18 protein-coding genes are annotated in these 21,231 nt (G+C 58.8%); 13 read left to right on the forward strand and 5 right to left on the reverse strand.

The annotated features are described in order from the left end of the window. Positions 1–45 precede the first annotated feature (45 nt). The gene (gene mvaT / locus ACQR3R_RS20490; protein ID WP_428274737.1) at positions 46–423 is read left to right on the forward strand and encodes a histone-like nucleoid-structuring protein MvaT; all 378 of its coding nucleotides are present in this window, start codon (positions 46–48) and stop codon (positions 421–423) included. Positions 424–522: 99 nt separating this feature from the next. Here mvaT and sbcB read toward each other — a convergent pair whose 3' ends face one another. Continuing rightward, positions 523–1,953, reverse strand: a complete 1,431-nt coding sequence (gene sbcB, locus ACQR3R_RS20495) for an exodeoxyribonuclease I (RefSeq protein WP_428274739.1) — start codon at positions 1,951–1,953, stop codon at positions 523–525. A 183-nt stretch (positions 1,954–2,136) separates the two neighbouring features. On the opposite strand from sbcB, the gene ACQR3R_RS20500 reads away from it, so the two are divergent. The 6 genes from ACQR3R_RS20500 to ACQR3R_RS20525 are packed head-to-tail and all read left to right on the forward strand — an operon-like array spanning position 2,137 to position 8,853. Beyond that, positions 2,137–2,862 carry an RDD family protein gene (locus tag ACQR3R_RS20500; protein ID WP_428274741.1) on the forward strand — a complete coding sequence of 242 codons (726 nt, stop codon included), beginning with the start codon at positions 2,137–2,139 and terminating at the stop codon, positions 2,860–2,862. Beyond that, the gene (locus ACQR3R_RS20505; protein WP_428274743.1) at positions 2,859–3,836 is read left to right on the forward strand and encodes a stage II sporulation protein M; all 978 of its coding nucleotides are present in this window, start codon (positions 2,859–2,861) and stop codon (positions 3,834–3,836) included. The genes ACQR3R_RS20500 and ACQR3R_RS20505 overlap by 4 nt, the downstream gene beginning before the upstream one ends. After that, positions 3,823–5,367: a DUF4129 domain-containing protein gene (locus ACQR3R_RS20510; RefSeq protein ID WP_428274744.1), complete on the forward strand. Its 1,545-nt coding sequence runs from the start codon at positions 3,823–3,825 to the stop codon at positions 5,365–5,367. Before ACQR3R_RS20505 ends, ACQR3R_RS20510 begins: the two co-directional genes overlap by 14 nt. After that, positions 5,364–6,527 carry a DUF4350 domain-containing protein gene (locus ACQR3R_RS20515; RefSeq protein ID WP_428274746.1) on the forward strand — a complete coding sequence of 388 codons (1,164 nt, stop codon included), beginning with the start codon at positions 5,364–5,366 and terminating at the stop codon, positions 6,525–6,527. Before ACQR3R_RS20510 ends, ACQR3R_RS20515 begins: the two co-directional genes overlap by 4 nt. Next, positions 6,524–7,525: an AAA family ATPase gene (locus ACQR3R_RS20520; protein ID WP_428274748.1), complete on the forward strand. Its 1,002-nt coding sequence runs from the start codon at positions 6,524–6,526 to the stop codon at positions 7,523–7,525. The genes ACQR3R_RS20515 and ACQR3R_RS20520 overlap by 4 nt, the downstream gene beginning before the upstream one ends. Continuing rightward, complete coding sequence (locus tag ACQR3R_RS20525; protein ID WP_428274750.1) at positions 7,522–8,853, forward strand: DUF58 domain-containing protein; 1,332 nt, start codon at positions 7,522–7,524, stop codon at positions 8,851–8,853. The genes ACQR3R_RS20520 and ACQR3R_RS20525 overlap by 4 nt, the downstream gene beginning before the upstream one ends. Before the next feature lie 4 nt (positions 8,854–8,857). On the opposite strand, the gene ACQR3R_RS20530 is transcribed toward ACQR3R_RS20525, so the two are convergent. Together ACQR3R_RS20530 and ACQR3R_RS20535 are read right to left on the reverse strand one after the other, a co-directional pair. After that, entirely contained in the window at positions 8,858–9,217 is a 360-nt protein-coding gene (locus tag ACQR3R_RS20530; protein ID WP_428274752.1) for a PilZ domain-containing protein, read from the reverse strand. A 229-nt stretch (positions 9,218–9,446) separates the two neighbouring features. Then, positions 9,447–9,821: a tetratricopeptide repeat protein gene (locus tag ACQR3R_RS20535; protein WP_428274754.1), complete on the reverse strand. Its 375-nt coding sequence runs from the start codon at positions 9,819–9,821 to the stop codon at positions 9,447–9,449. Positions 9,822–9,997: 176 nt separating this feature from the next. Between ACQR3R_RS20535 and pyk the strand changes: the two genes are divergently transcribed. After that, positions 9,998–11,449, forward strand: coding sequence for a pyruvate kinase (gene pyk / locus ACQR3R_RS20540; RefSeq protein WP_428274756.1), 1,452 nt, complete (start codon positions 9,998–10,000; stop codon positions 11,447–11,449). Positions 11,450–11,534: 85 nt separating this feature from the next. Here the strand turns inward: pyk and ACQR3R_RS20545 are convergent, their stop codons facing one another. Both ACQR3R_RS20545 and ACQR3R_RS20550 read right to left on the reverse strand, forming a co-directional pair. Further along, positions 11,535–12,470 (reverse strand): iron-sulfur-binding ferredoxin reductase, encoded by a 936-nt coding sequence (locus ACQR3R_RS20545; RefSeq protein ID WP_428274758.1) that lies wholly within the window; start codon positions 12,468–12,470, stop codon positions 11,535–11,537. Continuing rightward, on the reverse strand, positions 12,463–13,569 hold the full coding sequence (locus ACQR3R_RS20550; RefSeq protein WP_428274760.1) for a diguanylate cyclase domain-containing protein: 1,107 nt from the start codon (positions 13,567–13,569) through the stop codon (positions 12,463–12,465). Before ACQR3R_RS20550 ends, ACQR3R_RS20545 begins: the two co-directional genes overlap by 8 nt. A gap of 466 nt (positions 13,570–14,035) precedes the next feature. Between ACQR3R_RS20550 and ACQR3R_RS20555 the strand changes: the two genes are divergently transcribed. From ACQR3R_RS20555 to ACQR3R_RS20575, 5 genes are all read left to right on the forward strand, one after another. Next, positions 14,036–15,559, forward strand: coding sequence for a FumA C-terminus/TtdB family hydratase beta subunit (locus ACQR3R_RS20555; protein WP_428274762.1), 1,524 nt, complete (start codon positions 14,036–14,038; stop codon positions 15,557–15,559). A gap of 100 nt (positions 15,560–15,659) precedes the next feature. Beyond that, positions 15,660–17,426, forward strand: coding sequence for an ATP-binding protein (locus tag ACQR3R_RS20560; RefSeq protein WP_428274764.1), 1,767 nt, complete (start codon positions 15,660–15,662; stop codon positions 17,424–17,426). After that, positions 17,420–18,754, forward strand: coding sequence for a sigma 54-interacting transcriptional regulator (locus ACQR3R_RS20565; RefSeq protein ID WP_428274766.1), 1,335 nt, complete (start codon positions 17,420–17,422; stop codon positions 18,752–18,754). Before ACQR3R_RS20560 ends, ACQR3R_RS20565 begins: the two co-directional genes overlap by 7 nt. Positions 18,755–19,054: 300 nt before the next feature. Continuing rightward, entirely contained in the window at positions 19,055–20,374 is a 1,320-nt protein-coding gene (locus ACQR3R_RS20570) for an MFS family transporter (RefSeq protein WP_428274768.1), read from the forward strand. Between the two features lie 315 nt (positions 20,375–20,689). Beyond that, positions 20,690–21,133, forward strand: a complete 444-nt coding sequence (locus ACQR3R_RS20575) for a hypothetical protein (protein WP_428274770.1) — start codon at positions 20,690–20,692, stop codon at positions 21,131–21,133. The last annotated feature ends 98 nt before the right edge of the window (positions 21,134–21,231 follow it).

A 21,231-nucleotide genomic window follows, 5' to 3' on the forward strand; every position in this document is an offset into this window, starting at 1 on the left:
CCGCACTGTAACCTGCCATCCAGCGCCCAACATAAGGTAGTCCTCATGTCCTTGATCAACGAATACCGCGCCACCGAAGAAGCTATCAAAGAGCTGCAAGCCCGTTTGAAGAATCTGTCCCAAGACGACAAACTGCAAACCGAGCTGGAATTCGAAGGTAAATTGCGCACCCTGATGGGTGAATACTCCAAATCCCTGCGTGACATCATCTCGCTGTTGGATCCGGAAGCCAAAACCAAAGCGCCACGTGGCGGCGCAGTAAAAACTACCGGCACCAAACGCGCTCGCAAAGTTAAACAATACAAAAACCCGCACAATGGTGAAGTCATCGAAACCAAAGGTGGCAACCACAAAACGCTGAAAGAGTGGAAAGCCAAGTGGGGCGGTGACGTCGTTGAAGGCTGGGCTACCCTGCTGGGCTAAGTCCTGCAGCGAGTCGCAGACTGAATTGCGATAAAAAAGAACGCCAGCAAACGCTGGCGTTTTTTTATGCCTGTGATTCAAGGACAGGCATTTTCGATTTCAAAGATTCATGCGCTGGCGCAATGACTCGACATAATTACGCCACTCATTGAGTACCTCCTGCTGAAAGGTTGTAGCACTTTCAGTCAATTGGGCAGCGGCCTCCAGGAAACTTTCAATGGTATTGGGAGCGCCCCACTCCGGTGCAGTCAAACGTTGCTGACAGAATAATTGCCAGCGTTCTTGCTCTTGGGCACTCAACGTCTCAGGGAAGTTACGTGCGCGATAACGAAACAATAATTCCGGTAGACGTTCATCATCGAAAGGCCATTGTTGCTGCGCTAATTGCGCCGGGTCGGCAGACCTGACTTGTTCGCACAGGCGCCTGTCCCGGTCACCTATAAAACCATCGTATAACTGCTGCTCGGGGTCTTGGCTCTGAGCAAAATCTTCACTGGCATATATAGCCTTAACTTTATCTTTCCAAACATCTTGTGCGTCACCAAGCCGCAGCGCACGTTCCTGATAAAGCGCCATATCCAACGCCAGACGCTGCTGGTCGTCAGGACGCAGAACCGATAACGGTGCCACAACCGGGCACTTGTTGATGTGGATCAGCTTGAGCGGTACCGGCAGTTCTCCGTCGGCAAGGTCATCACGGCGAGTGTACAACCGCTGACGCAACGTCTCAGCATCCAGGTCGAGCAAGCCCTGCGGATCCAGATGCAAGTCACACACAATCAGCGCGTTCTTGTTGCGCGGATGCCAGGCCAGAGGCAGCACCACGCCGACAAAGTTGCGCGCGGCGGAAAAACGCCCTGAGATGTGCACCATCGGCTGCAACAACCGGATCTGATCCATGACTTTTTGTTTGCCACGCAACTGAAACAGCCAGTCATACAACTTGGGCTGCTTTTGCCGGATCAGGCGTGCCAGCGCGATGGTGGCGCGCACATCCGACAGCGCTTCGTGGGCATTGCCGTGATCAATGCCATTAGCGGCGGTCAGGCGTTCGAGTTTAAGCGTGACCCGCCCCTCGTCGTCCTTTGGCCAAACCAGCCCATCGGGACGCAGGGCATAGGCCGCACGCACCACATCAATCAGGTCCCAACGGCTATTGCCGCCCTGCCACTCGCGCGCGTAGGGGTCGAAAAAATTACGGTACAGGCTGTAGCGGGTCATCTCGTCGTCGAATCGCAAGGTGTTATACCCAGCACCACAGGTGCCTGGCGCTGCGAGTTGCGCATGCACACGGGTCATGAAATCAGCTTCGCTCAGCCCCTGTTCGGCCAATTTACCCGGCGTAATACCGGTAATGGCGCACGCGGCCGGATGCGGCAGGATGTCCTCGCTGGGCTGGCAATACAGATTGACCGGTTCGTCTATTTCATTGAGTTCGAAGTCGGTACGAATGCCCGCGACTTGCAACGGACGGTCGCAACGGGGGTTGATGCCAGTGGTTTCATAGTCGTACCAGAAGATGGAGGTCACGGGCTATTCCTGAACTGAAGATCGGCAAAGTCTAGGCGCTCACATCCCGCCCAGGCCAGTATTCTTGTCATTCAATCAGTGATGGTCGTGTCTGGTGCGCTACATAGTTATGTCGTTTTCCCCCGAGAGACTGCTAGCATCGGACGTACGGAGAATCCCGATCAGGCCACATCAAGGTTGCCCATGCTCGAGAACACTGCACTGCCAAGGAAAGCAACGCTGGCCGCACCACTGGATACCCGTTATCAGGTCGAGACGCCGGAAGGCATCGACTTACCGCTGCGACCGGCCGGTTTAATGGTGCGTGCGCTGGCATTCACTCTTGATTTGGGACTGCGCGGGTTGATCCTCGGCCTGCTGTTCATGGTGTTGGCTTTTCTGGGAAAACTCGGTGCCGGGCTGGGCTCGATTCTGCTGTTCGCGGTGAGCTGGTGGTACATGGTGTTGTTCGAAGTGCTCAACCAGGGCCGTTCACCAGGCAAACAATGGATGGGCCTGCGCGTGGTACACGATGACGGCACCCCGGTTGGCTGGTCTGCCTCGCTGTTGCGCAACCTGCTGCGATTCGTCGACCTGTTACCGTTCGGCTATTTCCTGGGGGCCATCAGTTGCCTGCAACATCCGGGCTTCAAGCGTCTTGGCGATCTGGCTGCCGGCACGCTGGTGATCTACCGCGAACAACCGCTTGACCGCCCGCTCCTTCCCGATGCTCAACCGCGACGCCCACCCTTTGCCCTGACGCTGACAGAACAGCGCGCCATCCTCGGTTTCGCCGAACGCCAGGGTGAACTTTCAACAGCACGGGTTAATGAACTTGCCACCATCCTCGCTCAACCCTTGCAGGTATCAGCCCCTCTTGCCGTCGCGGAAATCAACGGCATCGCTCGCGGCTTGTTAGGCCCCGCATGAAGCAAAGTCTTTTCGAGAGTCGCCACAAGTCTGAGTGGGCACAGTTTGCGCTGACGCTTGAAAGGCTTGAAAGAAACAAGCAAACCTCCCACGCCCGCAGTTTCGCCAGCGACTACCGTCGCCTCTGCCATCACTTGGCGTTGGCGCAAGAACGTGGGTACAGCAGTTTTTTGATTGATTCATTGCAGCAGTACGTCCTGCGCGGCCATCAACAACTCTATCGGCATCGCAGCCAGTTGGGCGCCAACGTGCTGAGTTTCATCCTGGCGGACTTTCCGCGAGTGGTCCGCGAGCAGTGGCGCTTCGTGCTGGCGGCGAGCCTGTTGTTTTTCAGCAGCCTGATCGGTTTCGCGCTGTTGGTGTACCTGTTTCCGAACCTGATCTACAACCTGATTCCGGCCGAACAGGTCAGTCAGATGCAAAGCATGTACGACCCCATCGCCGGCCATCTCGGTCGGTCGGCAGAACGTGCGGCCAGCGAAGACTGGGTCATGTTCGGTTACTACATCATGCACAACATCGGCATCGCCTTTCAGACCTTTGCCAGCGGCGTGTTGATGGGTCTGGGCAGTGCCTTTTTCCTGTTCTACAACGGATTGATGATTGGTGCAGTGGCCGGGCACCTGACGCAAATTGGTTACGGGCAAACCTTCTGGTCCTTCGTGATCGGTCATGGCGCCTTCGAACTCAGCGCCATCGCCTTGGCCGGTGCGGCCGGTTTACAACTGGGTTGGGCATTGATCGCGCCGGGACGCCTGCCAAGGGCCGAAGCCCTGCGCCTGGCCGCGCGCAAGAGTGTGCTGCTGATTTGTGGGGTGATGATGTTTCTGCTGATTGCGGCGTTTATCGAAGCCTATTGGTCATCGATGACCAGCCCTCAGCCGCTAACCAAATACCTGGTCGGCGCAGCGCTATGGTTGCTGGTGGCGATGTATTTGTTGTTTGCCGGACGGGCTCGCCATGCGCCTGAGTGACGCTACGGTAGTGATTCGTCCGCGCAGCACCTGGGAAGCCATGGACCTCGGTGTGTTGCTGAGTCAGCGCCATCGACGACTGCTGATGACCAGTTGGGCAGTAGTGACGTTGCCGGTGTTCGCCTTACTTAGCCTGGTGTTCTGGCAATCACCGTCGACGGCGCTGTTCATTTTCTGGTGGCTTAAACCGGCGTTCGAACGCCTGCCGTTGTACATCCTGTCCAAAACCCTGTTCGGTGAAACGCCCACCGTGCAACAGGCGCTGCGCCAATGGCCGCGCCTGCTCAAGCCGCAACTTCTCGCCAGCCTGACCTGGCGACGTTTTAGCCTAAGCCGCAGTTTTTTGATGCCGGTCGTGCAACTCGAAGGCCTGCGCGGGCAAGCGCGACAACAACGTCTACAGGTGCTGCTGGCGCGCAATGCAGGGGCTGCGCAGTGGCTGACCATTATCGGCGTGCATCTGGAAAGCGCCTTGTGGATCGGCCTGCTGGTGCTGTTTTATATGCTTTTGCCACAACACGTGGAGCTGGACTGGAACTGGCAGAATTTGATTTCTGGTGCGCAAAAAGATTGGCTGTGGCTGGAGCATCTGACCAATGTTTTCTATGCCTTGGTACTGATTGTCTGGGAACCGATCTACGTGGCCTGCGGTTTCAGCCTTTACCTCAACCGGCGCACGGTGCTGGAAGCCTGGGACATCGAGCTGGCATTTCGCCGAATGCGCCAGCGCATCGGCAATGCGACCCTCGCGCTGTTGCTGGCGGTGTTTGTGCTGTTACCCGCGGCGCCAGACGTGTGGGCCACTGAACCGGCGAATTCCCCCGACAGCCCGCGCCTGCTGGACCAGCCGTTGACCAGTCAGGCGTCACGCGACAGCATCAAGGCCATCCTTGAACAACCACCGTTCAAGAATAAAGAAACAGTCACCCGGTATCGATTCGGTGACGACAAACCCGCTACCCACGAGGCAGACCACGGCGCTTTACCGGGATGGATGAAGGCGCTGCTCGAGCTGCTGAACGCTGAGCATTTCAGCGCCGTGGCCAGGTTACTTGAGGTGCTGCTGTGGGGTGCAGTAATCGGTGCCGCCGGGTGGTTGATCTGGCGCTACCGGAACGGATTGCAAGCCTTGGTCGGCCGTCGACCAGCGTTTAAAACCAGCCCCCAACGGTCATTGCCACAACAGGCATTCGGCCTGGATCTGACCCGCGAAACCTTGCCCGCCGACATCGCTGCCAGCGCAGAACACCTGTGGCAAAGCAATCCACGGGAGGCCTTGGGCTTGCTTTACCGCGCGCTGCTCAGCCACTTGCTACACGATTACAACCTGGCGCTGAAACCTGCCGATACCGAAGGCCAGGTCCTACAGCGCATCGCACATCTGCAGCAACCGTCGTTGCTGGCATTCAGCAAAACCCTGACCGCGCACTGGCAGAACATGGCGTACGGGCATCGCTTGCCGCCAGCGCACCTGCAACAGGAGCTGTGTAACGATTGGCGCGCCTTGTTCGGTCCGGGAGCTGCACATTGAACCGGCGCCTGTGGCTGACCATCAGCGTGTTGATCTCGGCGCTATTGGCCGCACTTACCCTGTACCTGTACTTGAAGGCCATACCGTATTCGGAAGAAATCGATCACGGCCCAGCGCCCGAAGCCCAGGCCGATCCGTACTTGGGCGCCGAACATTTCCTGCGCAAACAGGGGATGGACGTTAACCATGCCAACAGTCTCGACGTTCTGCCGTCCATCGAACCGCGTCAGCACAGCCTGCTGTTACTTGGCGACCGCAGCAACATGACCCCACGCCAGGTCGATCAGGTGCTGAACTGGACACGCACCGGTGGTCGCCTGCTGTTTGTCGCCGAGGCGCTATGGGATGAAAAGACCGGGCAAAGCAACGACCTGTTACTGGACCGGGTACAGCTGCACCAATCCTTGAGCAAAGACTTGAAGGACACGCCACCGGACACGGTCAACGACCCGTATCCGAACCTGACCAAGCTGTACATCGAGGACGAGGGCGCGCCGGCCTACGCCGGTTTCGATACCGCGTTTCACCTCGAAGACCCGAAGAATCTCGCCCAGGCCTGGGCTAACAGCGGCAAAGCCACGCACATGATGCAGCTGAATCACGGGCTCGGTTCGATCATCGTGGTCACGGATGCCGAGCTGTGGAAGAACCCGGTGATCGAGCAGTATGACAACGCCTGGCTGCTCTGGTACCTGACCGCAGACACCCACGTAACGCTGATGTACAACACCGATCACGACAGCCTGCTGACGTTGCTCCTGCGCTATTTCCCACAAGCGCTGGTCGCGCTGATTGCGTTGATCGGGCTTGGCTTGTGGCACGTCGGTGTGCGTCAGGGACCGCTATTGGAACCCGCGCCAAGGGCACGCCGACAACTTCAGGAGCACCTGCGCGCCAGCGCCGATTTCCTGCTGCGCCGCAGCGGCCAAAGCAGCTTGTTGCAAGCCTTGCAGCACGACATCCTGCGCCGTGTGCGACGCCGTCATCCCGGTTTCGAACAACTCGGCGTCGCCGAACAATGGCTGGTGCTCGCACGCCTGACCGGCCAACCCACACGCGCCATCAGCCAGGCAATGAGCCCACGACCGAAAAAACGCCTGACAAGCGTTGAATTCAGCCGCCAGGTGGCTCACCTGCAAACCTTGAGGAACGCCTTATGAGTGAACAGATCGAGCCCGGCGCGCCGTCTCACGCCAGCCAGCAACGCCAGCGCGCCAGTCAGCTGGCCCAAGCCGTCAGGACTGAATTGCAAAAAGCCGTGATCGGCCAGGACACGGTGATCGACGATGTGCTCACCGCCCTGATTGCCGGCGGCCATGTGTTGCTCGAAGGTGTGCCGGGGCTCGGCAAAACGCTGCTGGTGCGCGCTCTAGCTCGCTGTTTCGGTGGTGAGTTCGCGCGCATTCAGTTCACCCCGGACTTGATGCCCAGCGACGTCACCGGGCACGCGGTGTACGACCTGCAAACCGAGCAATTCAAACTGCGCAAGGGGCCGCTGTTCACCCACCTTTTATTAGCCGATGAGATCAATCGAGCGCCGGCAAAAACCCAGGCAGCACTGCTCGAAGCGATGCAGGAAAGGCAAGTCACCCTCGAAGGCAGAGCCCTGCCCATCGCGCAACCGTTCATGGTGCTGGCCACGCAAAACCCGATTGAACAGGAAGGCACTTACCCGCTGCCGGAAGCCGAGCTCGATCGCTTCATGCTCAAGGTGCGCATGGATTATCCCGACGCCGAACAAGAGCTGAACATGGTGCGCCAGGTCAGCCGCTCGACTCGCGCCGACATGCTTGATGTGCAACCGCTACGTACGGTATTGCAAGCTAAGGACGTGCAGGCCTTGCAACGCATTGCCAGCGATTTACCGCTGGACGATCAAGTGCTTGATTACGCCGTGCGCCTGGCCCGCACCACTCGCAGCTGGCCCGGACTGACCCTGGGCGCCGGGCCACGGGCCTCGATTGCATTGGTGCGTTGCGCTCGTGCACGCGCCTTGTTGCGCGGCGGTGAGTTTGTGCTCCCGGATGACATCAAGGGCTGTGCGCTGGCGGTGCTGCGCCATCGCGTGCGCATCGCACCGGAGCTGGACATCGAGGGCCTTGAGGTCGATCAAGTACTGCAGCAACTGCTCGACCAAGTACCGGCGCCACGTCTGTGAAACCCTCACGCCTGCTATTGATCTGGCTGGCCGTGCTGCTGGTTATCGGCATTGTGCTGGGCGCATTGCGGGCATTGGGCGTCGCAATCCCATCGAACCTTTTATCGATCAACTGGGGTTTACTGCTGGCGTTGCTGGCCTTGGCCCTGCTGGATGCCGTGCGTCTCAAGCGTTTGCCGTCGCCGCGTCTGAAACGACACATGCCCGGCAGCCTGGCGCTCGGTCGTTGGGGCGAGGTGCGGCTTGAGGTCGAGCATGACTTTGCCGAACCTCTGAAATTGCAAATCTTTGACCATGTACCCGACGGCCTGAGCTTTGAACACCTGCCCCTGACGGTCGAACTGCAGCCTGGCCTGCGCAGCCAGATCGGCTATCGCCTGCGCCCGCTGAGGCGTGGTCACTTCAGCTTCGAACACTGCGAAATCAGCCTGCCGAGTCCGTTGGGCCTGTGGTCGGATAAACGCCTGTTGGACGTGACTGACCCTACCCGTGTCTACCCTGACTTCGCCCATCTGTATGGCGGCCAACTGTTGGCGGTGGATAACTGGCTCAGCCAACTCGGCGTGCGTCAACGGCAACGACGCGGCTTGGGCCTGGAGTTTCATCAACTGCGTGAATTCCGCGAAGGCGACAGCCTGCGCCAGATCGACTGGAAAGCCACCGCCCGCCAGCGCACACCGATTGCACGTGAGTATCAGGACGAACGTGATCAACAGATCGTTTTCATGCTCGATTGCGGCAGACACATGCGCAGCCAGGACGGTGACCTGACGCATTTTGATCACGCGCTCAATGCGTGCCTGTTGCTGAGTTATGTTGCGTTGCGCCAGGGCGATGCCGTCGGGTTGGCCACGTTTGCCAGCGATAATCCGCGCTACCTCCCGCCGGTTAAAGGCGCGGCGCAGTTAAACGTCTTGCTCAACACCGTCTATGACCTGCACAGCACTCAACGCAGCGCCGATTATCAAGCGGCCACCACCCAGCTACTGGCCAGGCAAAAACGTCGGGCGTTAGTAATCCTGGTCACGAACCTGCGGGACGAGGTGGATGAAGAACTGCTGACGGTCGTCAAGCGGCTGAGTCAGCAGCACCGGGTGTTGGTAGCGAGCTTGCGTGAAGACGTGCTCGACACACTGCGCCAATCACCGGTGCAAACCATCAATGAAGCGCTGACTTACTGTGGCACCGTGGATTATCTGAACGCGAGGTCCGAACTCCATGAGCGGTTGAATGCGCATGGAGTACCGGTGGTGGATGCCCTGCCCGGTCAACTCGGCGCGCAATTGGTGACCCGCTATCTGGCATGGAAGAAAGCCGGGGTGTTCTAACGATTCAGGCAGAGGCCGGCAACGGCTGAAAACTGAAGTATTGCTTCAGCGCGTGAACCAGTTGCTGATACTCCGGCGGTACGCATTGCAAGCTGAACCCGGCGTCATAATGGTGAGGCGTCGCGTCTTCGTGGCACCACAGGCAACACGCCCGCAAATCAATGACCTGCAAGATGCCGTCGCTTGCGGGAATTTTCAGGCGCAAATCGAAAACGGCGCCGACCATGATGGGTAACTGGCTGATCAGCATCAGCCCGTCCCCGGAAACATTGCCCAAATAACCAATCGGCTTTTGGGTGACACTGTTGAATACTCTCAGAAAATACGGCAATTGATGCCGCTCGATCCGGCGTTCAGTGAACATGCGCAGTCTGCCCAGCAAGGCCCTTAAGCAGAGCCGCACTAATGCTTCGGAACGGGCCTGAATGCTTGAAAGGCGCGCTCTCCCCGTTCCTGGTGCGACCGTCTGCAAACGCAGTCGCTTACCTCTACCGATCACAGGTGTTACGTCGATTGGAGACTATGTTTCAAACCGACTTATTCGACTATAGCTCACCGCCGCCAGTGGGCCAGACATTAAATGACAGCTGTAATCAGAACTGCGTCGCACGCACGGCAGTGGCTGCTCGCGTCGGGTAATGGCCAAGACTCTGCAGGGTTTCCAGGCGAGCGCGGGCACGGTAGGCGTATTCGCTTTGCGGGTACGAAGCAATGATGAACTGGTAAGTCTGGGCCGCATCGATGAACATTTTCTGCCGCTCAAGGCACTGGCCGCGCATCATCGACACTTCCGGCCACACGTAAGGCCGCGCGCGGCTATCACGTTCGACTTTGGACAGTTCGAGCATCACTTGCTCGCAATTGCCACGATCGTACGCACTGTAGGCGTTGTTCAAATGATGGTTCATTGCAAAACGGGTGCAGCCCACAACACTGAGGGCAAGAATGGCTATGAGCGCGAATCGCATGGGGGTTCTCCTGTCTTGAGCTCTGTATCGACCCGTCGGCGAAAATCTTCAGGAATGTTCGTTTGAAAGATAAAAGCAAATAACAAAGCTCTTCACGAAAAGTAGTGCACATGAACAATGACTACACCCCAAGAGCATAGTAGCCTCACTCAGCGCTTGAACTCAGGAGTCTTTGCATGTCCGTCCGTCGTACCAAAATCGTCGCTACCCTTGGCCCGGCCAGTAACTCGCCGGAAGTTCTCGAACAGCTGATTCTGGCTGGCCTGGACGTCGCCCGCCTGAACTTCTCCCACGGCACCCCCGACGAGCACAAGGCTCGCGCGAAACTGGTGCGTGACCTGGCTGCCAAGCACGGGCGCTTCGTTGCCCTGCTGGGTGACCTGCAAGGCCCGAAAATTCGTATCGCCAAATTCGCCAACAAGAAGATCGAGCTGAAGATTGGTGATCAATTCACCTTCTCCACCAGCCATTCGTTGACCGAAGGCAACCAGCAAGTGGTCGGCATCGACTACCCGGACCTGGTCAAGGATTGCGGCGTAGGCGACGAGCTGCTGCTCGACGACGGTCGTGTGGTGATGCGCGTTGATACCGCCAACGCCACCGAATTGAATTGCACCGTGCTGATCGGCGGCCCGCTGTCCGACCATAAAGGTATCAACCGTCGCGGTGGCGGTCTGACTGCGCCGGCCCTGACCGAAAAAGACAAGGCCGACATCAAGCTCGCCGCCGAAATGGAAGTCGACTACCTCGCCGTGTCCTTCCCGCGCGACGCTGCCGACATGGAATATGCCCGTCAACTGCGCGACGAAGCCGGCGGTACTGCCTGGCTGGTAGCGAAAATTGAACGTGCCGAAGCCGTGGCTGACGACGACACACTCGACGCGCTGATCAAAGCCTCTGACGCGGTGATGGTTGCCCGTGGTGACCTGGGTGTGGAAATTGGCGATGCCGAGCTGGTGGGCATTCAGAAGAAGATCATTCTGCACGCACGCCGCCACAACAAGGCTGTGATCGTGGCGACCCAGATGATGGAGTCGATGATCCAGAACCCGATGCCGACCCGCGCTGAAGTGTCCGACGTAGCCAACGCGGTACTCGACTACACCGACGCCGTGATGCTTTCGGCCGAAAGTGCTGCCGGTCTGTATCCGCTGGAAGCTGTACAAGCCATGGCGCGCATCTGCGTCGGCGCTGAAAAGCACCCGACCAGCAAAACCTCCAGCCACCGTATCGGCAAGGTTTTCGAAAGCTGCGATCAAAGCATCGCGCTGGCCGCCATGTACACCGCCAACCACTTCCCGGGCGTGAAGGCGATTATCGCGCTGACCGAAAGTGGCTACACGCCGTTGATCATGTCGCGCATCCGTTCTTCGGTGCCGATCTACGCGTTCTCCCCGCACCGTGAAACGCAAGCCCGTGCGGCCATGTTCCGTGGCGTCTACACCGTACCGTTCGACCCGGCATCACTGCCGCCAGAGCAGGTGAGCCAAGCGGCTATCGACGAACTGCTGAAACGCGGTGTTGTGGAAAAAGGCGACTGGGTCATCCTGACCAAGGGCGACAGCTACCACACCATCGGCGGAACCAACGGCATGAAAATCCTGCACGTTGGCGACCCAATGGTCTGATTGACCGGTTGCTGAAAAATCAAAGCCCCGCCATGTGAATGGCGGGGCTTTTTGGTTTCTGACTACAAAGATGTTTCGCCTGCACTTAACCGCGCGGCAGGAAGACGTCGGCCAGCAATTGATTGCGCGGTAATCCCGACAGGTACAAGCGCCGCGCAAAGGCGTCGACGCTCTCGGGCGCCCCGCAAAGCAAGGCCTGGGTTTGCCGCGAAGCAAGTCGCAGTTGGGCCAATGCCGTGGGCAATTCGGCCGGGGTCCACAACTCCACACTCAAGTTGGGACGGCTGGCGGCAATCGCTTGCAGGGGTTTGGCCAGATAGTGCTCGCCGGCATCATGCGCGAGGTGGATCACCCGGATAGTGCCTTGATGATCTTGTCGCAAGGCTTCACGCAATACGCCAAACAACGGTCCTAAACCGGTGCCAGCAGCCATCAACCACAGCGGCCGCGTGTGCCAATCCGGGTCATATTGCAAGGCGCCGCCGCGTAATTCACCAAGGCGAAGCGTATCGCCGATCCTGAATAATCGAGCGGCATCGCTGAAGGCACCAGGCTGACGGCAATCGAGATGGAACTCCAGAAACCGGTCCTCCTCAGGCAGGCTGGCCAGCGAGTAAGGCCGTGCCACGTTGCCGGCCCAGAGCACCAGATGCTGACCGGCGCTATAGCGCAACGGGCGCTCGGGCGTTAACCGCAGGCGCAAGACGCTGGCGCTCAACCAGTCGACTGCTGCGACCTCGGCGGGGCGACCGTCCTGTTGCGGGTCGTAGGTGTGCACCTGCAAATCTTCGATGACCTGACATTGGCAAGCCAGACGCCAGCCTTGCGCCCGTTGTTCGGCGCTCAAGGCATCGGGGCGGCTGTCACTGGGCAGCCCTTGCACGCATTGCACCAGGCATGCATGGCAACTGCCGGCGCGACAGCTGTAAGGCACCGACACACCGTTGTGATTCAACGCATCCAGCAAATTACTGCCGGCAGCCACCGACCACCGGCGTTCACCCACCCGTATCTCAGGCACCGACGTTCTCCCACGCCGCCGCGCAACGATTGCGGCCATCGCGTTTGGCGCGATAGAGCGCCTGATCGGCACGCTGCAAGGCGTCATCCAGATCGTCACCCAATTCAAGCAGGGTCATGCCCGCGGACAGGCTGAGGTTCCCCACTTTCAGGCCGATCAACTCGACGTCGGTGAACGCCACGCGCAGGCGTTCGCAACAGGAGGTCAGGCGTTCAGCGTCACAATCGGGCAACAGCACCACAAATTCCTCACCGCCATAACGGGCCAGCACATCCCCATCGCGCAGACAGGCCGTTGCCACGCCAGCGAAGGCTTGCAACACCTGGTCACCCGCCGCATGGCCGTGCACATCGTTGATTCGTTTGAAGTGGTCCAGGTCAATCAACGCCAGGCCATGCACCACACCTGCGTCCATGGCATTCAATTCGCGCGAGGCCAGGCGCAGGAAGTGCCGACGGTTGAACAACCCGGTCAATTCATCGGTGGCAACCAGGTCTTCGAGCTGGCGCATCATGCCGCGCAAGGTGTCCTGATGCGCCTGCAAGGCAAAACGCCGCTGACGCATCCGTTGCCGGGAAACCTGGACGTAGCGCGCGTAAAGCACCAGCCACACCAGGACGATGAACAGCACGCACGCCTGCAATGCGGCCAGTGCCGGGTCGACTAACTGAAAGTGGTAGCCCTGCCACAGCGTGATAGCGCTGAAACTGCCGAACACCAACAATGCACAGCGCATGAACGATTGACGAGACAGGTGGAACAGGCCGAACAGCAGAATCAGCACATAAAACACCAGGAAGGCCCCGCGCGCCTCGCCCAGATGAGCCATCAGCCAGGTTTGCCAACCCAGCCCGATCAACACCTGCGCTTCAGTCAGGCTGGGATCGGGAAAACGCAGATTGATGCCGCTATAAAACAATACAAACAACACGACCTGGCTGAAAACCACCAGCACACTGCCAACGACCACGCTTGATAACGGCTGATCATAGTGCCCGGTGAAAAACGCCAGCCACAGCAACAACAAAGCCAGGGCATAGGTGCCGGCTGCGAGGGCAAAACGTTTAAGCAAAAGACGTTGGATAGCGTTATGGGTCAATCGTTGACTCACCATGCGAAAGGGGGCTGTTTGAGTATCCTACTCTACAGGCCGAATGCCACTTTAGTGGCGTGCCCGCTAAATGACCATTCAATTTTAAAGCGGTAAATTGACGTCAAAACCATGGCTGCCTGATCCCTGCGTGGTCATTGGCGCCGATAACCTGTGACGAGGGGTTTGATCCCCGTTCGGCTGCGATGCAGTCTTCAATCCGACGTTCGGTGAGCGCCCACTGCACCGGGGTGTATGTTCAAGGGAGGCTACGCCACCCAACGGGGATCAAACCCCTCGCCACAAGTTTGACCGTCGGCGCGTGTACCCGCCAGCGAGGCGCGCTATACTGCCGCGCCTTTTTAGCGTCGCGCCAGCATGCCCGGCGTGCCTTGAAAGGTGCTTGCAACCGACCGATACAACCAAGCTGCAAGCACCTTATTGAATGTTCCCGTCTTTTAGAGGAGCGCGACTCATGACCGTGATCAAGCAAGACGACCTGATACAGAGCGTTGCCGACGCCCTGCAGTTCATTTCCTATTACCACCCCGTTGACTTCATCCAGGCGATGCACGAGGCCTACCTGCGGGAAGAATCCCCGTCGGCCCGCGATTCGATCGCGCAAATTTTGATCAACTCGCGCATGTGCGCCACCGGCCATCGTCCGATTTGCCAGGACACCGGCATCGTTACCGTTTTTGTCCGTGTGGGCATGGACGTGCGCTGGGACGGCGCCACCATGAGCCTGGACGACATGATCAACCAAGGCGTGCGCCAGGCTTACAACCTGCCGGAAAACGTCCTGCGTGCCTCTATCCTCGCCGACCCGGCGGGCGCTCGTAAAAACACCAAGGACAACACCCCGGCCGTTATCCACTACTCCATCGTTCCAGGTAACACCGTGGAAGTGGACGTGGCGGCCAAGGGCGGCGGCTCCGAGAACAAATCGAAAATGGCCATGCTCAACCCGTCCGACTCCATCGTCGACTGGGTTCTGAAGACCGTTCCGACCATGGGCGCCGGCTGGTGCCCGCCGGGCATGCTCGGCATTGGCATCGGCGGCACCGCCGAGAAAGCGGCAGTGATGGCCAAGGAAGTGTTGATGGAATCCATCGACATTCACGAGCTTAAAAAGCGTGGCCCCTCCAACCGTATCGAAGAGATGCGCCTGGAGCTGTTCGAGAAGGTCAACCAATTGGGCATCGGTGCCCAAGGCCTCGGCGGCCTGACCACCGTGCTCGATGTGAAGATCATGGATTACCCGACTCACGCCGCTTCGTTGCCGGTGTGCATGATCCCCAACTGCGCCGCCACCCGTCACGCCCACTTCGTGCTTGACGGTTCCGGCCCGGCCTCGCTCGAGGCGCCACCGTTGGACGCTTACCCGGAAATCGTCTGGGAAGCAGGCCCATCGGCACGTCGCGTCAATCTCGACACGTTGACCCCGGAAGAAGTGCAGAGCTGGCAGCCAGGTGAAACCGTTCTGCTTAACGGCAAAATGCTCACCGGTCGCGACGCTGCGCACAAACGCATGGTCGAAATGCTGAACAAGGGTGAAACCTTGCCGGTGGACCTCAAGGGTCGCTTCATCTATTACGTGGGCCCGGTTGATCCGGTGCGCGAAGAAGTGGTTGGCCCTGCCGGCCCGACGACGGCCACGCGGATGGACAAGTTCACCCGTCAGATTCTCGAGCAAACCGGCCTGCTGGGCATGATCGGCAAATCCGAGCGCGGCCCGACCGCTATCGAAGCGATCAAGGACCACAAAGCCGTTTACCTGATGGCTGTCGGCGGCGCGGCTTACCTGGTGGCGCAAGCCATCAAGAAATCGCGCGTAGTGGCTTTCGCTGAACTGGGCATGGAAGCCATCTACGAATTCGACGTGAAAGACATGCCGGTGACTGTTGCGGTTGATAGCAAAGGTGAGTCGGTTCACATCACAGGTCCTGCTATCTGGCAGAAAAAGATCAGTGAAAGCCTGGCGGTAGAGGTGCAGTAAGCACTTCAACTGACCAGACCAAGGCGACAGAGGGTTATCCTCTGTCGCCTTTTTTATGGCTCATGCTATGGTGCGCGCCCCTGCACACCTGTGTACTGAAATGCTTCAATCCTCTCGAATCCTGCGTCTGACGCTCTACACCGTTTTTATCCTTGCCGGCGCAGCCCTCGCCGCCACGCTAGCCATGCGCCACGCAGAGCGTCAGGCCCTGGTGGAAGATGCTGCACGCGCAAATCAGCAATTGGCGCTGTACGCGACATCGCTGCACACCCTGATCGAACGTTACCGCGCCCTGCCCGCCGTGCTCGCGCTGGACCCGCAGCTGCGTTCGGCACTTGAGGGCTCGGTGAGTGGCGAGCAACAGGATGCGCTGAATCGCAAACTGGAAAAAATCAACGGTGCAGCGGCCTCCTCTACCCTGGAACTGCTTGATCGCACCGGCATGGCGGTGGCGGCGAGCAACTGGCGTTTGCCCAGCAGTTACGTCGGCCACAACTACGGTTTTCGTCCTTACTTCAGTCAGACACGCACCCAGGGCACCGGGCGTTTTTATGCGGTGGGCGTGACCAGCGGCATTCCTGGTTACTTCCTGTCCTGCGCGATTACCGATGACGACGGCCGGTTCCTGGGCGCGATGGTGGTGAAACTCGAGTTTCCGGAACTGGAGCGTGAATGGAGTCAGGGCAACGACACACTGCTGGTGAGCGACGCACGCGGGATTATTTTTATCGCCAACCAGCCAGGCTGGCGTTATCGACTGCTGAAACCACTGACCGAAAGCGATCACGCCGAACTCAAGGCCACTCGCCAATACGACAAACAACCGCTGACGCCACTGCTGTATCAATCACTTCGACGCTTTGATGAAAACAGCGATCTGTCGCGAGTTGACGGGCCTGACGGCCAGGCGGATTACCTGTGGGAATCGCTGCCGCTGCCCTCCGAAGGCTGGACGCTGCACCTGCTGCGCCGCCCGCAAGTGGCCTTCGAAGACCGGCGCAATGCAGCCCTGGCAGCGGCCGGACTGTGGCTGACACTGGTGTTCCTGTCGCTGTTTCTTTATCAACGCTGGCGCTTGGCGAAAATGCGTCAACGCAGCCGCGAAGAGCTTGAACAACTGGTAGAAGAACGCACCCGAGAACTGCGCACCGCTCAGGACGGCTTGGTGCAATCGGCCAAACTGGCAGCCTTGGGCCAGATGTCTGCCGCGCTGGCGCACGAAATCAATCAACCGCTGACCGCACAACGCATGCAGCTTGCTACGCTGCGGCTGTTGCTTGATCACGGCCGTGTCGACGATGCGTACAAGGCGCTCAAACCCGTCGACGATATGCTGACACGCATGGCGGCCCTCACCGGGCACCTGAAAACTTTCGCCCGTAAAAGCCCCAGCGGTTTGCGCGAACGTTTGGACCTGGCCTCTGTGGTCGATCAATCGCTAGCCTTGCTCGACACACGCCTGCGCGATGAACAGGTCAGCACGGTGCTGCACCTGACACGCCCGGCCTGGGTACGCGGCGATGCGATTCGTCTGGAGCAGGTGTTGATCAACCTGCTGCGCAATGCGCTGGATGCGATGCAGGACAAATCCTGCAAGCGTCTGGAAATTCGCCTCGACGCGGATGAACACCTGTGGCGCCTGACCGTGGCAGACAATGGCGGCGGTATCACCGAAGAAAACCTGCCGAAGGTCTTCGATCCGTTTTTTACCACCAAAGCGGTTGGTGATGGTTTGGGCATTGGCCTGGCCGTATCGTTTGCCATCGTTCATGAGTCGGGCGGCCGCTTGAGTGCTGCCAATCAGGAACACGGCGCGGTGTTCACCCTGACCTTGCCCATCGACCCACAGGTACAAAACCCATGCTGAATTCAGTGATTGTGGTCGACGACGAGAGCAGCATTCGCAGTGCGGTCGAACAGTGGTTGAGCCTGTCGGGGTTTGAGGTGCAGCTGTTCAGTCGTGCGGATGAATGCCTGGCGCAATTGCCCAGCCACTTTCCTGGGGTGATCCTTAGCGATGTGCGCATGCCCGGTATGACGGGCTTGGAATTGTTGGCCGAGGTTCGGCGTCGCGACCCTGATTTGCCGGTGATCCTGCTGACCGGCCACGGGGATGTACCCATGGCGGTCGATGCGATGCGCGAGGGTGCCTACGACTTCCTCGAAAAACCCTTCAGCCCTGAAACACTGCTGAGCAGCTTGCGTCGTGCGCTGGACAAGCGCGCACTGGTGCTGGAAAACCGTGCATTGCACGAACAGGCAGATAACCGCAGCAAGCTGGATGCGACGCTGTTGGGTGTGTCGCGAGGCCTGCAGACATTGCGCCGGCAAGTGCTGGATCTGGCGACATTGCCGGTTAACGTGGTAATTCGCGGCGAAACCGGCAGTGGCAAGGAGTTGGTTGCCAGGTGCCTGCACGACTTCGGGCCACGCGCCGGCAAGCCGTTTGTGGCATTGAACTGCGCGGCAATCCCCGAGCAGTTATTCGAAGCCGAGCTGTTCGGTCACGAGAGTGGCGCCTTTACCGGCGCCCAAGGCAAACGCATCGGCAAGCTTGAGTACGCCGATGGCGGCACGCTGTTTCTCGATGAAATCGAGAGCATGCCGCTGGCTCAGCAAGTGAAACTGCTGCGTGTGTTGCAAGAGCAGAAGCTCGAAAGGCTGGGCTCGAATCAGAGTATCCGCGTGGATTTGCGCATTATCGCCGCGACCAAACCGGATTTGCTGGACGAAGCGCGGGCCGGACGTTTTCGCGAGGACCTGGCCTATCGGCTTAATGTGGCCGAATTGCGCCTGCCGCCGCTGCGTGAGCGACGTGAAGACATCCCGTTACTGTTCGAGTCGTTCGCGCAAAGTGCTGCCGAGCGTTTGGGCCGCAGCTTTCCACCGCTGACCGGCCCACAGTTAAGTCACCTGTTGAGCCACGACTGGCCGGGCAATGTGCGAGAACTGGCCAATGTGGCCGAGCGCCAGGTATTGGGGCTGGATGAGCCTGCGCCGCTGGGAATTGATCCAGGGCAGTCATTGGCGGCGCAACAGGAAGCCTTCGAAGCGCATTGCCTGCGCGCGGCGTTGACTCGGCACAAGGGCGATGTGAAAGCGGTACTGGAAGAGTTGCAACTGCCACGCCGCACATTCAATGAAAAGATGCAGCGCCATGGCCTGACCCGCGAAATGTTCGTGCAAGGCAGTTGACTTCTGGCACGCCTGAACCGGCTTCATCGCGAGCAAGCGCGCTTCCACAGTTGATGGGTGTACACCGGACCGGTGTGGGAGCGAGCCTGCTCGCGATGAGGCCGGCACAAACAATGCTATTCCACCCGCCAATAAGCGATTTTCCGCTCACACCTGTGTCCAGATGAGCGGATTTCCGCTCACTCAAACTGTAAAACCCCTCTAAACCGGCCCTCCATTCATTGGCACAGCTCCTGCTATAGCCCCTGCAGGCTGCGTTTCCATGCGCTCCACAAAAACAATTAAACGAAGGATCCTTCAATGGATAACTCCAACGCCCTGCCCATTGGGTCGGCTGCCGCGCCCGTCACACCCAGAACCACTTCCAGTCGCATCAAGTCGATCTTCAGCGGCTCGGTCGGCAACATGGTCGAGTGGTACGACTGGTACGTCTACGCGGCTTTTTCGTTGTACTTCGCCAAGGCCTTTTTCCCTAAAGGCGATACCACCGCACAACTGCTGAACACTGCTGCGATCTTCGCGGTCGGCTTCCTGATGCGTCCGATCGGCGGCTGGCTGATGGGTCTGTACGCTGACAAGGTAGGCCGCAAGAAAGCACTGATGGCCTCGGTCTACCTGATGTGCTTCGGCTCGTTGCTGATTGCCCTGAGCCCGGGTTATGAAACCATCGGCATCGGTGCGCCGATCCTGCTGGTGTTCGCGCGTTTGCTGCAAGGCTTGTCGGTGGGCGGTGAATACGGCACTTCAGCGACGTACCTCAGCGAGATGGCGACCAAGGAGCGTCGCGGTTTCTTCTCCAGTTTCCAGTACGTGACCCTGATTTCCGGCCAGCTCATCGCCCTTGGCGTACTCATCGTGCTGCAAAACATGCTGACCACCGAGCAGTTGTACGCTTGGGGCTGGCGCATCCCGTTCGCCATCGGCGCGCTGTGTGCCGTGGTCGCGCTGTACCTGCGTCGCGGCATGGAAGAAACCGAGTCGTTCACCAAGAAAGAGAAGTCCAAGGAAAGCGCAATGCGCACCTTGATGCGCCATCCGAAGGAACTGATGACCGTGGTCGGCCTGACCATGGGCGGCACCTTGGCGTTCTACACCTACACCACCTACATGCAGAAATACCTGGTGAACACCGTCGGCATGAGCATCTCCGATTCCACCACGATTTCGGCCGCCACCTTGTTCCTCTTCATGTGCTTGCAACCGCTGGTGGGCGGGTTGTCGGATAAAGTCGGGCGCCGGCCGATCCTGATTGCCTTCGGCATTCTGGGTACGCTGTTTACCGTGCCGATCCTGACCACGCTGCACACCGTGCAGACCTGGTGGGGCGCGTTCTTCCTGATCATGGCCGCGCTGATCATCGTTAGCGGTTACACCTCGATCAACGCAGTGGTCAAAGCCGAATTGTTCCCCACCGAAATCCGCGCCCTGGGCGTTGGTTTGCCGTACGCATTGACCGTATCGATTTTCGGTGGCACCGCTGAATACATCGCGCTGTGGTTCAAGAGCATTGGCATGGAAACCGGCTACTACTGGTATGTCACGGCGTGTATTGCCGTGTCTCTCGCGGTCTACGCGACCATGAAAGATACCCGCAAGCATTCACGGATCGAAACGGACTAAATCTCCCGACGCGAACAAACGAAAGGGCAAACCCGGCATGGGTTTGCCCTTTTCCATTAGCGCCTCATGAAAAAACTGTCACCTACCCCAACCGCCGATTAATCACGCGTTAATGCCCGTGATCCATCCTGCAACTGTCTGATCGATTCATCCGTGTTGGCGCTTTCTGCCTCTGAAAAGCGAAAAGGCTGACGGCCTTAACATCTACTTAATCGATCTTTATTAACGTTTATTTGCGCTTTTTAATCGAATTAATTGGCGTCATATTAATTCCACACCCAAGGCAAAAAACGCCAACCGATCTGGAGCATCATCATGAAAAGCAAATTGATCCTCGCACTGGCCCTCTCTGTACTGGCTGCCAACACGTTCGCCGCTGATGGTTACGACCGCACGGGCTCCGCAATTGCCGCTGACGGTTACGATCGCACGGGTTCTGCAGTTGCCGCTGATGGCTACGACCGCACGGGTTCTGCAGTTGCCGCTGATGGCTACGACCGCACGGGTTCCGCCACTCTGGCTGAAGACGGCTACGACAAAACCGGTTCCGCCACATTCGCTGCTGACGGCTACGACCGCACTGGCTCCGCCACTCTGGCTGAAGATGGCTACGACAAAACCGGCTCCGCCACTTTCGCTGCTGATGGCTACGACCGCACTGGCTCCGCCACTCTGGCTGAAGACGGCTACGACAAAACCGGCTCCGCCACTTTCGCTGCTGACGGCTATGATCGCACTGGCTCGGCTGCCATCAGCTGATCCTCAAAACGTGGCATCACAGCCCGGCCTCGGCCGGGCTTAGTCGTTTTTATGGGCCGCTGATTTGCGCACTGGAAATAACTGCTCGGCCCTTGCAC

The organism is Gordonia sp. IEGM753 (genome assembly GCF_050321825.1).
Lineage (GTDB): Bacteria > Pseudomonadota > Gammaproteobacteria > Pseudomonadales > Pseudomonadaceae > Aquipseudomonas.